Consider the following 14,793-nt stretch of genomic DNA (forward strand, 5'->3'; position numbering starts at 1 on the left):
TCGTTATGACCGTACTCGATCGACCTGACGCGAACCTGAGCGGCCGTGGCCGCGTCACCACAGCTGGCGGGCGTGGACCAGCGCGTCGACCACCAGGACGACGCCGAAAACGACGAACAACACCCGGACCACCGGCGGCCCGTAGCGGGTGATCCACCGCACCAGCAGCCGGTAGACCCGACGGGCGCGCGGGGTCGTGCGCAGGGCCAGCGCCAGCACCACCAGCGGCACCAGCAGCGCGATCGCGCAATAGACGACCACGATCAACGGCCACACCACCGGCAGCGGACGCTGCGCCGACACCAGCGCCAGCGCGGCCAGGTACGGCACCGAGGTCGGCACCTTCGCCAGCCCCAGCGTGACCCCGACCACCCCCATCAGCCACGGATACTTCCGCACCGGCCGGACCCAGCGCCCGCCGCCGCTCATCGTCGTATCCATCGGCAACGCCGCCACCGCGATCAGCACCACACCGATCAGCAACTCACCCCAGTACCGCAGCACCGGCGTCAGCTCGAAGTCGAACAACCGGACCAGGAAATCGATCCCGAGCACCGTCGCGATCCCGAACGCCACCGACACCGCGAACACGCCACCGAGGAAACTGAGCCCACCCACCACGGGCGACCGCCGCGCCAGCCGACTGTCCGCCACCACCGCCGTCGTGATCGCCACCAACAGCACATCCAGCGCGTCGACCACCGCAAACCCCAGCAACGTGATCAACAGGACACCCATGACCCCCGCGACCCTACTCGCCGCGCCACGCGTGTCCCGGTCGGTGGGTCCGACCCAGTACCACCCACAACCGCGCCGATCTCGTTACGCTTTTCGTGCCGGGAGTGCCCGACGAGCACCCGCGATCGTGAAGGGGAAGAGCATCGTGGCGGAAATGTCATTCGACCCATCAGCGCTCGACGCGTATCAGCGCGCTGCCGCTCGGGTCGCGGATCTACTCGGAGAAGCGGCGACCAGCACGACGACGGCGTCGGAGGTGGACCTGTCGGGGCTCGGGATGCTCGGGAAGGAATTCGCGGCCGCGTGGACGGCGGCCGCGGGAGCGCACGCGTCTACGTTGAGCACCGCGGGGAATCTGGTCACCGCGTATCAGGACATCCTGAATCGGTACGGGGCCGATGTCACCGGGGTCGATACCGGGCTGGCCGGCGACCTGGTCGCGATCGAGAGCGAGGTGGCGTGATGCGCGCGAAATCCCTGGTCACCGAGACCACACTGAGCACGATCACCCAGGAGGAGGCCGAGGCGAAGATCGCGCCGGTGGTCGCGCTGCTGGAGGTGCCACTGCTGGAACTGCGGAAATCGCTGGGCTCCAACACCTCCGCCGACCCCGATGCCACCGTGGTCAGCGCGCTGACCACCGCGAGCACCGCGACCAGCGCGACCGAGGACCCGCACCGGCTCGGCCTGTACGCGCTCGAGTCGACCGACACCGCCGCACCGGCCACCCCGGCCCTGCGCCAGACCGCGACCGAGGTGTCCGCGGCCGCCGACCGCGGCCAGCGACTCAGTACCCTGCTCGGCCAGGCGCATTCGACCCAGTCCACCGCGGCGGCCAAGGTCGACGCGATCATCGCCGACTTCCGCGCCAAGGCGAAGGCCGCCGCGCCCGCGGTGAACGGCAACAACCTGGACGCGATCGTCGAGCTCGCGGAGGAGGCGATCCAGGAGGCCGTCACCGTCGTCGGGACCGCGAGCACCGAGATGGACGAGCACACCCGCAACACCAAGGAGCTCACCTCCGATCTGGGCGGCACCAACGGCGTCACCGTGCCGCCGGGCGCGGTCGAGGTGTCGCCGGGGGTCTACGTCCTCGGCACCGGCGGCACGTCGACGAACACCATCGACACCGACACCACCACCACGACCGATCCGGCGACGGCGGCCCAGATCGCGCTGCAGGAGGCGCTGATCGACGGTGGCGTCGCGCTGGGCACCGCGGCGATCGACGCGGGCGTCACCTTCGGCACGCACCTGATCGACAAGATCGCCGAGGTCGCGATGCACGGCATCGACGCGGGCGCCGACCTGGCGACCACCGGCATCGACACCCTCGCCGCGAATGTCACCGGCACGGGCACCGACGGCACCGCGACCACGCCCGCCACCACGACACCGTCGCCCACCACACCGTCCACCAACGGCGGCGGCAACTCCGGCGGCCTGTTCGCCGGGCTCGGCAACGGCGACACCACCACCAAGCCGGAGCCGTCGAACAACAACAACGGCGCGTCGACCAAGCCCGCCCCCGCGGCCCCGTCGACACCGGCGCCCTCGGGCCAGTCACCGGTCGTCGAGCAGCCTCAGCAGGCACCCGCCGCGCCCGCGCCCGCGCAGCAGCAGCCGAGTCAGACCGGCGTGATTCCGCCGGCGAGCCGTCCGCAACAGGATCAGGAGAGCGAGCGTCCGTCGGCCGCGCCCAAGCACGGGCAGCCGGGAGTCGTCCCGGCGACCGCGTAAGGGCACCGGATGGACAATCCGTTCGGGGCCTATTTCTCCTCGCCCGCCGATCCGGCGCGCCGTCGTCCGCAGGGCAAACGGCGACGCAGGCGGCGGCGCGAGGCCGAACCGCAGACCATCGGCACCAATCCCGAGACGTGGCCGCCGCCGGAGCCGGAGCACTACGACGAGGCCGATGGCGTGCTCGCCACCGCGCCGACCGAGCCGATCTATCGCACCGCCGCCGAGGAGGACGGGTTCACCGGCGACTGGAACGACTGGAACGACGAGGCGCCCGCCGAGGAGGCTCCGCAGCGCACCGACGATGTCGACTGGAACGACTGGGCGACCGCCACCGCGACCGAACAGAGCGGTGACCGGGTCGAGATGCCGGTCCTGCCGCGCCTCAAGGACTTCGGCGGTGGCGGGCCGATCGCGCGCAGGCCGCGCAAGAAGTACGACGACGAACGCTACGACGACCCCAACGGCCGGGCGAAAGCCGCCGCCGCGGTGAAGGGCATCGTCGGCGCGCTCGTGTTCGTGGTCGTACTCGGCCTGGCGGCGAACATCTTCCTCGGCTCCGGCGACAAACCGGTCGCGGCGAAACAGGCGTCCGTGTCCGGTTCGCCGACAACGGGATCCACCGCGACCACCGTTCCGCCCCTGCCCGCGCACGCGGTAGCCGGCTGCGAATCCTTCCGCAGCCAGTCCATCACGATCAGCGCCGAACGCGGCGACACCGCCACCCCGCAGGGCGCGATCCTCGGCTTCGAGTACAGCTACTACGTCGACCGCGACGCCGCCAAGGCCCGCACCTACGTCACCGACGACGCCCATGTCGGCGACGAATCAGCCCTGGCCGCAGGCATTTCCACCTTCCCGACCGGTGTCAAGTACTGCATCCACATCACCCGCGCCGACTCCACCGACCCCACCGTCTGGAATGTCACCGTGCAGCAGCAGTGGCCCGGCGACACCGCCATCGAGAAGATCCAGCAGACCATGCGCACCGCCGAAGTGGCCCCCGGGCGCTACCGCATCACCAGCATCGACCACCGCCGCTGACCCCGGAAACGCGAGATCCCCTCACCGATGATCGATGAGGGGATCTCGTTGCGACCCTGACGGGACTCGAACCCGCGACCTCCGCCGTGACAGGGCGGCGCGCTAACCAACTGCGCCACAGGGCCGTGATGTATCGCTACAACGAGGGTGGACTGTACCCCGTGGAAGCGTTCGGGCGGTAATCGTGCAGGTGGGCCGGTCGACCGAGCGTTGACATTGACGTCAATGTCAACGACACTCGGGCGGTGACCACCAGCGAGGCGCAGCAACGGGCCAGGTCGGCGCGCAAGGACAGCGCCGGGCCGCGGCGGAGCGAGCTGCTCGACGCGGCGGCGGGGTGCTTCGCCGAGCTCGGGTACGACCAGACCTCGGTGGAGACGATCACCACGCGGGCGCGGGTCTCGCGGGCGACGTTCTACGCGTACTTCTCCTCCAAAGACGAGGTGTTCCAGGCGATCACCGAGCGGGTGTGCGCGCGGTTCCTGGACGCGCAGCTGGTGGTCGACGTCGAGGTCACCGCGCCGGTGGACGTCATCGCCGCCACCACACGGGCTTTCGCGGAGGCGGTGTTCGCCAACGGCGCCCTGGTGACATTGATCGAGCATCGCGCCGATGTCGACGCGGCGATCGGCGCGCGGTGGTCCCGAGTGCGTGCGCGCCTGCGGCATCGGTTCACCGCGTTTCTCGAACGTGTCGAGGGCGAGATCGACCCCTGCGCGCCGCTGCCACGCATCGTCGAAACCCTCTCCGACGCACTGCTGATCGGCGCCGCCCGAGCCCGCCCGGACCAGCGCGAACAGTTCGTCACCGACCACATCGCCATCGCCCAACGGCTGATCGGCTTCGCCGACATCGAGGACGCCACGTGACCCTGTTGATCGCCAATCGCGGCGAGATCGCCCTGCGCATCATCCGCACCGCCGCCGAACTCGGCCTGCGCACCGTGGCGGTCTACGCCGAGGACGACGCGGACAATCCGAATGTGCACGCGGCCGACGAGGCGATCGGCCTGGCCGGCGCCGGCCCGGCGCCCTATCTCGACCAGGCCGCGATCCTGGCCGCCGCCAAGGAATCCGGCGCCGAGCTCATCCATCCCGGCTACGGCTTCCTGAGCGAGAACGCCGAGTTCGCCAGGGCCTGCGCGGCGGCGGGCCGCACCTTCGTCGGCCCCGACCCGGCCGTGCTCGACCTGTTCGGCGACAAGTCGGCAGCCCGGCGCACCGCCGTCGCCGCGGGCGTCCCCGTCCTGCCCGCCACCGACGGCGCGAGCACGCTCGCCGAGGTCGGCGTGTTCTTCGCGGCCCAGCCGGGCCCGATCATGATCAAGGCGCTGGCCGGTGGCGGTGGGCGCGGCATGCGGGTGGTCCGCACGGCCGCGGAGATCGACGACGCCTATCGGCAGTGCGCCGCGGAGGCCGAGCTCGGCTTCGGCGATCCGGCGGTGTTCGCCGAGGCACTGCTCGCCGACGCCCGGCACATCGAGGTGCAGATCGTCGCCGCGCCTACCGGTGACGGCACCACCGCGCTCGCGCTCGGCGATCGGGATTGCAGTGTGCAGCGCAGGCATCAGAAGCTGCTCGAAATCGCCCCGGCGCAGGGACTTTCGGACAGTCTGCGCCGGAACCTGCACGAGGCGGCCGCCCGGCTGTGCGCGCGGGTCGGCTACCGCGGGCTCGCCACCGTCGAATTCCTGGTCACCGGTGAGCGATTCGTCTTCCTGGAGGTGAATCCGCGGATCCAGGTGGAGCACACCGTCACCGAGGAGGTGACCGGTGTCGACCTGGTGGCGGTGCAGCTGGCCATCGCCGGGGGCGCGACCTTCGCCGAGCTGGGTCTGCCGAACGGAATCGTCTCCGACGGAACGCGATCCGACGGCGCACCCGCCACCACCGACGGCATCGCGATCCAGGCCAGGGTGAACATGGAGACGATGACGGCCGACGGGTCGGCCGTCCCGACCGCGGGCACGCTGACCGCGTTCGCCCCACCGACCGGCCCCGGCGTGCGCGTCGACACCTTCGGCCGCCCCGGCCTCACCCCGAGCCCGCGCTACGACTCGCTACTGGCCAAGGTCATCACGCGCACCCGGGGGAATTCCTTCCCCGCCGCCGCGCGCAAGGCGGCCACCGCGCTGGCTGAATTCACCGTCGACGGCCCGCGCACCAACCTCGGCTTCCTGCGGGAAGTCCTCGGCGACCACCGATTCCAGACCGGCACCGTCACCACCGGCTATCTCGGCGAGCACCTGCCCGCGCTGGTCGCGGCGGCCGATGCCGGGCGGCCGGAGATCGCGATCGCCGCGGTCGAGCTGTATCCGGGACAGGAAGCGGTGCGGGCGCACCTGGCGGGCACCGTGGTCGAGGTGACCGGCGAGGGCGCCGAGATCGCGGCAGGCGGACAGCTGCTCGTGCTCGAGGCGATGAAGATGCAGCACGTGCTCGCCGCACCGGCCGCCGTGCGTACCGTCCGGATGCTGGTCCACCCGGGCCAGGTGGTCGCGCCCGGCGATCCGCTGGTGATCGTCAGCCGCACCGGCGCCGACGCCGCCGACAGCGCGCACGCCGAGCTGGACCCGGGCCGTTCGCGGACCGATGTCGAGGAGATCCGCGCCCGCCACCTCGGCACGCTGGACGAATCCCGCCCGGACGCGGTGGCCAAGCGGCACGGGCTCGGCCGCCGCACGGCCAGGGAGAACATCGCCGACCTGGTCGACCCGGGCAGCTTCGTCGAATACGGCGCCCTCGCCGTCGCCGCCCAGCGCAGCAGGCGCACCGAGGAAGACCTGATCGCCAATACCCCCGCCGACGGCCTGATCACCGGCCTGGCCACCATCGGCGCCGACCGTTTCGGCAAGGCGGCCGCCGAAGCGGTGGTGGTCTCCTACGACTACACCGTGCTCGCGGGCACCCAGGGCAAGAACAATCACGCCAAGACCGACCGCGCCTTCGACCTGGCCGCCCGCAAGCGGGTGCCGGTGGTGCTGTTCGCCGAGGGTGGCGGCGGCAGGCCCGGCGACACCGACGTGACCGGTATGGGTCTGGATGTGCCGACCTTCCGCGCGCTCGCCGCGCTGCGCGGGCAGGTGCCGCTGGTGACGATCGTGTCCGGGCGCTGCTTCGCCGGGAACGCCGCCCTGGCCGGGGTCTGCGACGTGATCATCGCGACGCCCGACGCCAACCTCGGCATGGGCGGCCCGGCGATGATCGAGGGCGGTGGGCTCGGTGTGTACCGCCCCGAGGACATCGGGCCGATCGAGGTCCAGCGGCGCAACGGCGTGGTCGACCTGGTCGCCCGCGACGAGGCGCACGCGGTCGCGCTGGCCACGCAGTACCTCGGCTATTTCCAGGGCCCGATCGCGGACTACACGGCGCCCGACCCGCGCCTGGCCCGGCACGTGGTGCCGGAGAACCGCTTGCGCGCCTACGACATCCACCGCGCGATCGAGGCGATCGCCGATCTCGGCTCGATCCTGGAACTGCGCTCCGACTACGGGGTCGGCATCGTCACCGCGCTGATCCGGGTCGACGGCGTGCCGTTCGGCCTGGTGGCCAACAGCAGTCACCACCTCGGCGGCGCCATCGATGCCGAGGCCGCCGACAAGATGGGCGATTTCCTCGGGCTGTGCGAGGCGTTCGGACTCCCGGTCGTCGCCCTGTGCGACACACCGGGATTCATGGTCGGCCCGGACGCGGAGCGGACCGCGACGGTGCGCCGGTTCAGCGACCTGTTCGTGCGCGGCGCCCGGCTGAGCGTCCCCTTCGGCACGATCATCCTGCGCAAGGGCTACGGCCTCGGCGCGATGGCGATGGCGGCCGGGCACTTCCGCGCGCCGGACTTCACCGTCGCCTGGCCGACCGGCGAGATCGGGCCGATGGGGCTCGAGGGCGCGGTGCGCCTCGGCTTCCGCAAGGAGCTGGCCGCCGCCGCGGACCCGGCCGCCCGCGAGACGCTGTTCCAGCAGCTGCTCACCCTCGCCTATCAGCAGGGCAAGGCGCTCACCGCGGCGACCGGATTCGAACTCGACGACGTCATCGACCCCGCCGACACCCGCGCCTGGATCGCCACCCTGGTCCGGTCGTAAGCCACCCGCCCAGCTCGGCCACCCCACCTGGGCGGCGTCGATGGAACAGACTTGAAGTTGACGTCAACTTCTAATAGGTTCGCTGACAAGTCACCGCCGATCATCGGGAGCCCCCATGTCGCTGTTCGATCTCTCCGAGCGCGCCGAGAAATACCGCGCCGACCTGCTCGATTTCATGGACGCGCACGTCTACCCCGCCGAACCCGTCTACGAGGAGCAGATGCGGGAGTCCGGTGACCCGCACTTCCAGCCGCCGATCCTCGAGGAGCTCAAGGCCGAAGCCAAGCGGCGCGGCCTGTGGAACCTCTTCCACCCGCACCCCGGTCGCGGCCCCGGCCTGACCAACCTCGAGTACGCGCCGCTCGCCGAGATCATGGGCCGCAGCCATCTCGCCTCGGAGGCCTGCAACTGCAACGCCCCCGACACCGGGAACATGGAGGTGCTCGAGCTGTTCGGCACCGAGGAGCACAAGCGCAAGTACCTCGAACCGCTGCTCGACGGCACCATGGCCTCCGCGTTCGCGATGACCGAACCCGGCGTGGCCAGCTCCGACGCCACCAATGTGGAACTGTCGATGGTGCGCGACGGCGACGAGTATGTGCTCAACGGCCGCAAGTGGTTCGCCACCAACGCCCTGCACCGCAATTGCAAGGTCCTGATCGTGATGGGCAAGACCGATCCGACCGCAGCGCCGCACCGGCAGCAGTCGATGATGGTCGTCCCGATCGACGCCCCCGGCGTGACCATCCTGCGCGGCCTGCCGCTGTTCGGCTATCAGGAGCGCGAGGGCCACGCCGAGATCGATTTCGCCGATGTGCGGGTGCCGGTCACCGACGTGCTCAAGGGTGAGGGCGAGGGCTTCGCGATCAGCCAGGCCCGGCTCGGGCCCGGCCGCATCCACCACTGCATGCGCAGCATCGGCATGGCCGAACGCGCGCTGGAGATGCTGTGTCAGCGGGCGCTGTCGCGGGTCACCTTCGGCAAGCCGATCGCCGAGAACGCCAATATCCAGGACTGGATCGCCGAGTCGCGGATCAATATCGAGATGATCCGGCTGCTGACGCTCAAGGCCGCGCACCTGATGGACACCGTCGGCAACAAGGCCGCCCGCACCGAGATCGCCGCGATCAAGGTCGCCGCGCCGACCATCGCGCTCGAGGTCCTCGACCGCGCGATCCAGGTGCACGGCGCGGGCGGCGTCACCGACGACTTCCCGCTCGCGCTGGCCTGGGCGCAGCTGCGCTCGCTGCGCCTGGCCGACGGCCCGGACGAGGTGCACAAGCGCGCCATCGCGCGCCAGGAACTGAGCAAGTACCGCGGCAAGGAGAGCAACTGATGACCGCACTCGATCTGACGGGTCGCACCGCGATCGTCACCGGTGCCTCCCGCGGCATCGGGCTGGCGATCGCCCAGGCCATCGCGGCGGCGGGCGGCAATGTCGTGCTGACCGCGCGGACCCAGGAGGCGGCCGACGCGGCCGCCGCGCAGGTGACCGGCAACGCCATCGGCGTCGGCGCGCACGCCACCGACGAGGCGGCGGCCCGACGATGCGTCGAGCTGACCGTTGAGCACTTCGGCAGCGTCGACATCCTGGTCAACAACGCGGGCACCAATCCCGCGTACGGCCCGGTGGTCAGCCAGGACCACGGCCGGTTCGCCAAGACCTTCGACGTGAACGTGTGGGCACCGATCCTGTGGACGTCGCTGGTCACCGAGGCGTGGATGGGCGAGCACGGCGGCGCCGTCGTGAACAACGCTTCGATCGGCGGGCTGGTCCTCGACCCGAACATCGGCATGTACAACGGGGCCAAGGCCGCGCTGATCCACCTGACCAAGCAGATGGCGCTGGAGCTGTCGCCGGCGATCCGCGTCAACGCGATCGCGCCCGGCGTGGTCCGCACCAAACTGGCCGAGGCGCTGTGGAAGAACAAGGAGGACGCCGTCGCGCACAGCATCGCGCTGAACCGGATCGGTGAGCCCGGCGATATCGCCGACGCCGTCACGTTCCTGGTGTCCGACGCGGCGCGCTGGATCACCGGCGAGATCCTGGTGATCGACGGCGGACAGCGACTGGGCGACGCGCCCCTGTTCCGGAGCGGAGCCTCGATCAGTGTCTGACACGCGAGCAATCGTCGGGATCGACCCGGCCGTGGTGACCAGCTGGTTCGCCACCCTCGGCATCGAATGCGCGGCACCACTGCGCTTCGCCCGGATCGGGCTCGGCCAATCGAATCTGACCTACCTGGTCACCGATGCCGCTGACCGGCGGTGGGTGCTGCGCAGGCCGCCGCTCGGCAAGCTGCTGGCCTCGGCCCACGATGTCGTGCGGGAGGCGCGGATCATCGCCGCGCTCGAGTCCACCGAGGTGCCGGTACCGCGGATCTTCGGCGTGCTCACCGATCCGGCGCTGGTCGACGCGCCGCTGGTGCTGATGGAGTACGTCGACGGGCAGGTGGTCGACACCATGCCGATCGTGGAATCGCTGACGCCGCAGCGCCGCCGGGCGATCGCGGAATCCCTGCCGCGGACGCTGGCGCGCATCCACGCGGTCGACCCGGCCGAGGTCGGCCTGGCCGATCTGGCCGCGCACACCCCGTACGCGCCGCGTCAGCTCAAGCGCTGGAGCGGTCAGTTGGAACGGTCCAAGACCAGGGACCTGCCCGAGCTCGACGATCTCACCCGCAGGCTCACCGCCGCGGTGCCGGAGCAGACCGAAGTCTGCCTGGTGCACGGCGATTTCCATCTCCGCAACGTCATCACCTCGCGCGAGACCGGCGCGGTGACGGCCGCGCTGGACTGGGAACTGTCGACGCTCGGCGACCCGCTGGCCGACATGGGCAGCATGCTCGCCTACTGGGCGGAGCCGGGCGAGCTCATCGCCGGTGACTTCCCGGCGTCCACACTCGACGGCTTCCCCGACCGCGCCGAGCTGGCCCGCCAGTACCTCGACCTGACCGGCCGCGACCCGGCCGCGCTGAAGTTCTGGCAGGTCCTCGGGCTGTGGAAGCTCGCGATCATCGGCGAGGGCGTGCTGCGCCGCGCGCTGGACAACCCCGAGAACAAGGCCGCGGCGGGCACGCCGACGGCCGAACGCCTCGACGCCGTGCTGCGTCTGGCCCGCGACGTCGCCGACGACGCCGGAATCTAGCAGGAGGTCATCATGAAGGCTTGGCAGGTGCACGAGCTCGGCGAACCACGCGCGGTGCTGCGGCTCGACGACATCGACGACCCCGTCGCCGGGCCGGGCCAGGTGCTGGTGCGCGTGCTGGCCGCGCCCGCCAACTTCCCGGACGTGCTGCTGTGCCGCGGGGAGTATCAGATCAAGCCGCCGCTGCCGTTCACGCCCGGGGTGGAGCTGTGCGGCACGGTGGTCGCGGTGGGCGCCGATGTCACCCGGTGCGCGGTCGGTGACCGGGTCGTCGGCACCACCACCCTGCCCGGCGGCGCGTTCGCCGAACTGGCGGTCCTCGACGCGGACAACGTCTTCCCCGCTCCGGCGGCGCTCGACGACGCCGAGGCCGCCGCGCTGTCCATCGGCTACCAGACGAGCTGGTTCGCGCTGCACCGGCGCACCCAGCTGAAGCCGGGCGAGACCCTGCTGGTGCACGCGGCCGCGGGCGGCGTCGGCAGCACCGCCGTGCAGCTGGGCAAGGCCGCGGGCGCGACCGTGATCGGCGTGGTCGGCGGGCCGGACAAGGCCGAGTACTGCCGTCGGCTCGGCGCCGACCTCGTCATCGACCGGCGCACCGAGGACTTCGTGCCGATCGTGAAGGAGTTCACCGGCGGCCGCGGCGCGGACGTGATCTACGACCCGGTCGGCGGCGACGCCTACGCCAAGTCGACCAAGTGCGTCGCCTTCGAGGGCCGCATCCTGGTGATCGGCTTCGCCGGCGGCACCATCCCGCAGCCCGCGCTCAACCACGCGCTGATCAAGAACTACTCGATCATCGGCCTGCACTGGGGCTTGTACAAGCAGTACAACCCGCAGGCGATCGCGGACTGCCACGCCGAACTCACCCGGCTGGCCGCCGCCGGTCAGCTGAAACCGCTGATCAGCGAGCGGCTTTCGCTGGCCGACGTGCCCGACGGCCTCGGCAGGCTCGGCGACGGCAGCACGGTCGGCCGCGTCGTGTTCCAGCCCTGAGCGCTATAAATACTGCATGGACCACACCGACAGCGAAGGCGCGCCGCCCTCGATGGCGCGCACTTCGCTGCTGCGTGAGCTACCCGCCACCCCGCGTGGCCTGCGCACCAGGTCGGCGCTGATCGACGCGGGACGCACGGTCTTCGAACGGCTGGGCTACCTCGACACCCGGCTGGTCGACATCACCCAGGAAGCCAACTGCTCCTCGGGCACCTTCTACACCTATTTCGCGGGCAAGGAGGAGATCTTCGCGGCCATCCTGGAGCACGCCCAGGAGGACATGCTGCACCCCGGCATGCGGCACGTGGCGGGCGACGACGACCCCGCGTCGATCGTCGAGGCGAGCAACCGCGCCTACTTCGAGGCCTACCGGCGCAACGCCAAGCTGATGGGCCTGCTCGAGCAGGTCGCCAATATCGATCCCGAGTTCAGCAAGCTGCGCCAGAACCGCGCCGACGCCTTCATCCATCGCAACGCCCGCAGCATCGCCGACCTGCAGAAACGCGGCCTCGCCGACCCCGAGCTCGACCCGATGCTCACCTCGCGAGCCCTCTCCGGCATGGTCAGCCGCCTGGCCTTCCACTACTTCGTCGTCGCCGACGGCCACCTCGACGGCGAGCCCCGCCCGCTCGAGGACATCGTCTACACCGTCACCCGCCTGTGGGTGAACGCCCTGCGCATGCCCACCACCCGCTGACGCGGCGAATCCCCCGCCCGGCCGCACTGCTGGCCTATTCTGTGCTGGTAGGCGCGTTTTCCCTTCGAACGAAAGCGGGGCCCGATCATGGCAGGAAAGTTCGAGATCTTCGCCGACGCGGCGGGTAAGTTCCGGTGGCGGCTCAAGGCGGGCAACAACGAGATCATCGCCCAGTCGCAGGCCTACGAGTCCAAGGACGCGGCCAAGAAGGGCATCTCCTCGGTGCAGACCAACGCCGCGGGCGCCGCACTCGTCGACCTCACCACCTAGCCTCGCTACCGAGCCCGGAAATGAGTGAAGACCAGCCGAAAGGCTGGTCTTCCTGAGTGGCCAGGGCCGGGATCGAACCGGCGACCTTCCGCTTTTCAGGCGGACGCTCGTACCAACTGAGCTACCTGGCCGCAGGCACCCGTACGGAATGCCATACGCGAAGCGCCGGATCACTCCGGCGCTTACTTGCGACCCTGACGGGACTCGAACCCGCGACCTCCGCCGTGACAGGGCGGCGCGCTAACCAACTGCGCCACAGGGCCTTGCTGTACTACACAGTCCGAAGACTGTACCCCCTACGGGATTCGAACCCGCGCTACCGCCTTGAAAGGGCGGCGTCCTAGGCCGCTAGACGAAGGGGGCTCGTCCCGGATCTCTCCGGACCGGCTTTCAACGTTTCCGTTGGGAGCTCGCATAGCTTATGACAGGTGTGCGCAGACTTCCAAATCGGCTGGTCAGGCGCCCAAACCGAGGTCATCCAGGCGCGCCTGTGAGCGCCACCCGTCGCTGCGGAAGTTCTGGATCCACACCGGCGTCGCCATCGCCTCCACGATAACCTCCAGCACCTCCGCGAACCGGGCGCGCAGATCGGCGGCCGAGCCGTTGGCGATCGGGTCGACCAGGTAGCGCTGGCCGGCCAGGGCCGCGGAGAGCGTGCGGGTGAAGCGGTCGGGGTCGGCGTCGGCGCGCAGCTGCCCGTCGTCGATCGCGCGCACGGCCAGCACCCGGGTGGCCCGGCCGACGATGCGGCCGCCACCGTTGCCCGCGTCGCGATGGAACTCGGGCTCGATCACGAGCCGGTACTCCGCCTGCACGATGGTGTCGTGCTCGAGCCGCAGCGCGATCTCGTCCACCATCCCGTGCAGGACGTCGAGCGGCCCCAGATCGGCGCGGGCCAGCCAGCGCTCCGCACAGGTGCGGTAGCGCTCGACCGCGGTCTCCAGGACCGCGCGCGCGAGGTCTTCCTTGGAGTCGAAGTGGAAGTACATCGCGCCCTTGGTCGCGCGTGAACCTTCCAGAATGCGGTTGAGCGATGCCGCCGCATATCCGCTCTTCCCGAACTCGACGGCCGCGGACTTGATTATCGCCGCGCGTGTCCGGCGCGCCCGCTCTTGCTGCCGTGCCATGCTCGAAACGCCTCCGAACCTTCTCGTCGCTAACGATCAATAACCAACCGGTAGCGCGAATTGTGGTTTTATTACAAACTTTCGGTATGAAATCTCGCAGAAAAGCCGGTACCCCTCCGGCTGGTATAGTTCGCCTGCCCGAGTGCGCCGCAGGGGGTGCACACTCGGGCTCAACTACCTGTGAGAACCGCCTCCTCCTGCGGTAACGATTGCCCCTTTGCCGAAGATTCGCGCGCCCATCGCGTTTGCCCCGGCACTTCGAACCCTCGATGAATTCCTCGACACCGCACCCAGCACCGGGCGGCCGTCGGATAACGCAGCACCGGTGATTGTTCCGAAATTCACCAGGCGATCACCGTACCCGCATTCCGCAGCCGACACGCGGCAAATGGAACACCCATCCGAACATCCGGTTCGGTTATCCAGGCCAGCAAACGAGGCGCAACCGGAATGGTTTCGTAAGCTACGAATTCCATAGGCGCACAGCCCGGTTGACCCGGCCCACCGCCCACGCGCGAACCCCCTGCTGTTCGCCCGTAGATCGCGAGAACCGCGCCAACACCGGACCACCTCATCGGCCACGAAACCCCTGCTCATCGAAAACTGTTGCAATACAACAGTATTCGATACCACGTCAGCGCCCCAAGCGCGAACGGTGATGGGTACCAGTTGTTTACCACGAATCGTCCAGGCCGGACGGTTCGTTACCGGGGCCCACCAGCGCCTCCCCCGGCTCCCGGCGGTGCCGGGGGCCGGTATTCGGCCCGACGGGCCGGTGTCGGTTAGACTCCCCACCGCGCCCCTTTAGCTCAGTTGGTAGAGCTGGTGACTTTTAATCACTAGGTCGTAGGTTCGAGTCCTACAGGGGGCACCATATTTTTACCGGCTGACCTGCGGGTATAGGTGAGCTGAGCGATCTGGCCGAGGTTGCGTGCCATGTAAGACCGACTGT

13 protein-coding genes and 5 tRNA genes are annotated in these 14,793 nt (G+C 69.9%); 12 read left to right on the forward strand and 6 right to left on the reverse strand.

Going from position 1 to position 14,793, the window contains the following annotated elements:
* Window positions 1-54: 54 nt before the first annotated feature.
* Window positions 55-738, reverse strand: a complete 684-nt coding sequence (locus ACFVW6_RS06675; protein ID WP_378825425.1) for a GAP family protein — start codon at window positions 736-738, stop codon at window positions 55-57.
* A gap of 154 nt (window positions 739-892) precedes the next feature.
* Between ACFVW6_RS06675 and ACFVW6_RS06680 the strand changes: the two genes are divergently transcribed.
* The 3 genes from ACFVW6_RS06680 to ACFVW6_RS06690 are packed head-to-tail and all read left to right on the forward strand — an operon-like array spanning window position 893 to window position 3,522.
* Window positions 893-1,201, forward strand: coding sequence for a hypothetical protein (locus ACFVW6_RS06680; protein WP_378825423.1), 309 nt, complete (start codon window positions 893-895; stop codon window positions 1,199-1,201).
* A complete protein-coding gene (locus ACFVW6_RS06685; RefSeq protein WP_378825421.1) occupies window positions 1,201-2,478 on the forward strand; it encodes a hypothetical protein in 1,278 nt (425 codons plus the stop codon). The genes ACFVW6_RS06680 and ACFVW6_RS06685 overlap by 1 nt, the downstream gene beginning before the upstream one ends.
* A gap of 9 nt (window positions 2,479-2,487) precedes the next feature.
* Entirely contained in the window at window positions 2,488-3,522 is a 1,035-nt protein-coding gene (locus ACFVW6_RS06690) for a hypothetical protein (protein ID WP_378825419.1), read from the forward strand.
* 51 nt (window positions 3,523-3,573) lie between these two features.
* Here ACFVW6_RS06690 and ACFVW6_RS06695 read toward each other — a convergent pair.
* Window positions 3,574-3,647, reverse strand: a tRNA-Asp gene (locus ACFVW6_RS06695).
* Window positions 3,648-3,767: 120 nt separating this feature from the next.
* Here ACFVW6_RS06695 and ACFVW6_RS06700 point away from each other — a divergent pair.
* The 8 genes from ACFVW6_RS06700 to ACFVW6_RS06735 all read left to right on the forward strand — a co-directional run bounded on the left by ACFVW6_RS06700 (window position 3,768) and on the right by ACFVW6_RS06735 (window position 12,714).
* Entirely contained in the window at window positions 3,768-4,391 is a 624-nt protein-coding gene (locus ACFVW6_RS06700) for a TetR/AcrR family transcriptional regulator (protein ID WP_378825416.1), read from the forward strand.
* Window positions 4,388-7,603 (forward strand): carboxyl transferase domain-containing protein, encoded by a 3,216-nt coding sequence (locus ACFVW6_RS06705; protein WP_378825414.1) that lies wholly within the window; start codon window positions 4,388-4,390, stop codon window positions 7,601-7,603. Before ACFVW6_RS06700 ends, ACFVW6_RS06705 begins: the two co-directional genes overlap by 4 nt.
* A gap of 115 nt (window positions 7,604-7,718) precedes the next feature.
* Window positions 7,719-8,939: an acyl-CoA dehydrogenase family protein gene (locus ACFVW6_RS06710; protein WP_357346333.1), complete on the forward strand. Its 1,221-nt coding sequence runs from the start codon at window positions 7,719-7,721 to the stop codon at window positions 8,937-8,939.
* Entirely contained in the window at window positions 8,939-9,721 is a 783-nt protein-coding gene (locus tag ACFVW6_RS06715; RefSeq protein ID WP_378825412.1) for an SDR family oxidoreductase, read from the forward strand. The genes ACFVW6_RS06710 and ACFVW6_RS06715 overlap by 1 nt, the downstream gene beginning before the upstream one ends.
* Window positions 9,714-10,751, forward strand: coding sequence for a phosphotransferase family protein (locus tag ACFVW6_RS06720; protein WP_378825409.1), 1,038 nt, complete (start codon window positions 9,714-9,716; stop codon window positions 10,749-10,751). The genes ACFVW6_RS06715 and ACFVW6_RS06720 overlap by 8 nt, the downstream gene beginning before the upstream one ends.
* A gap of 12 nt (window positions 10,752-10,763) precedes the next feature.
* The gene (locus ACFVW6_RS06725) at window positions 10,764-11,747 is read left to right on the forward strand and encodes an NADPH:quinone oxidoreductase family protein (protein ID WP_378825407.1); all 984 of its coding nucleotides are present in this window, start codon (window positions 10,764-10,766) and stop codon (window positions 11,745-11,747) included.
* Window positions 11,748-11,763: 16 nt separating this feature from the next.
* On the forward strand, window positions 11,764-12,444 hold the full coding sequence (locus tag ACFVW6_RS06730; protein WP_378825405.1) for a TetR/AcrR family transcriptional regulator: 681 nt from the start codon (window positions 11,764-11,766) through the stop codon (window positions 12,442-12,444).
* An 87-nt stretch (window positions 12,445-12,531) separates the two neighbouring features.
* Window positions 12,532-12,714, forward strand: coding sequence for a DUF1508 domain-containing protein (locus tag ACFVW6_RS06735; protein ID WP_355271016.1), 183 nt, complete (start codon window positions 12,532-12,534; stop codon window positions 12,712-12,714).
* Between the two features lie 57 nt (window positions 12,715-12,771).
* Here the strand turns inward: ACFVW6_RS06735 and ACFVW6_RS06740 are convergent.
* The 4 genes from ACFVW6_RS06740 to ACFVW6_RS06755 form a co-directional block, all read right to left on the reverse strand.
* Window positions 12,772-12,845: transfer RNA gene (locus ACFVW6_RS06740), tRNA-Phe, on the reverse strand.
* Between the two features lie 58 nt (window positions 12,846-12,903).
* Window positions 12,904-12,977, reverse strand: a tRNA-Asp gene (locus ACFVW6_RS06745).
* 27 nt (window positions 12,978-13,004) lie between these two features.
* Window positions 13,005-13,077 (reverse strand) — tRNA-Glu (locus ACFVW6_RS06750).
* Between the two features lie 92 nt (window positions 13,078-13,169).
* The gene (locus tag ACFVW6_RS06755) at window positions 13,170-13,841 is read right to left on the reverse strand and encodes a TetR family transcriptional regulator (RefSeq protein WP_355271014.1); all 672 of its coding nucleotides are present in this window, start codon (window positions 13,839-13,841) and stop codon (window positions 13,170-13,172) included.
* Window positions 13,842-14,639: 798 nt separating this feature from the next.
* Here ACFVW6_RS06755 and ACFVW6_RS06760 point away from each other — a divergent pair.
* Window positions 14,640-14,715, forward strand: a tRNA-Lys gene (locus tag ACFVW6_RS06760).
* The last annotated feature ends 78 nt before the right edge of the window (window positions 14,716-14,793 follow it).

This window comes from Nocardia sp. NPDC058244 (assembly GCF_042882065.1).
Lineage (GTDB): Bacteria > Actinomycetota > Actinomycetes > Mycobacteriales > Mycobacteriaceae > Nocardia.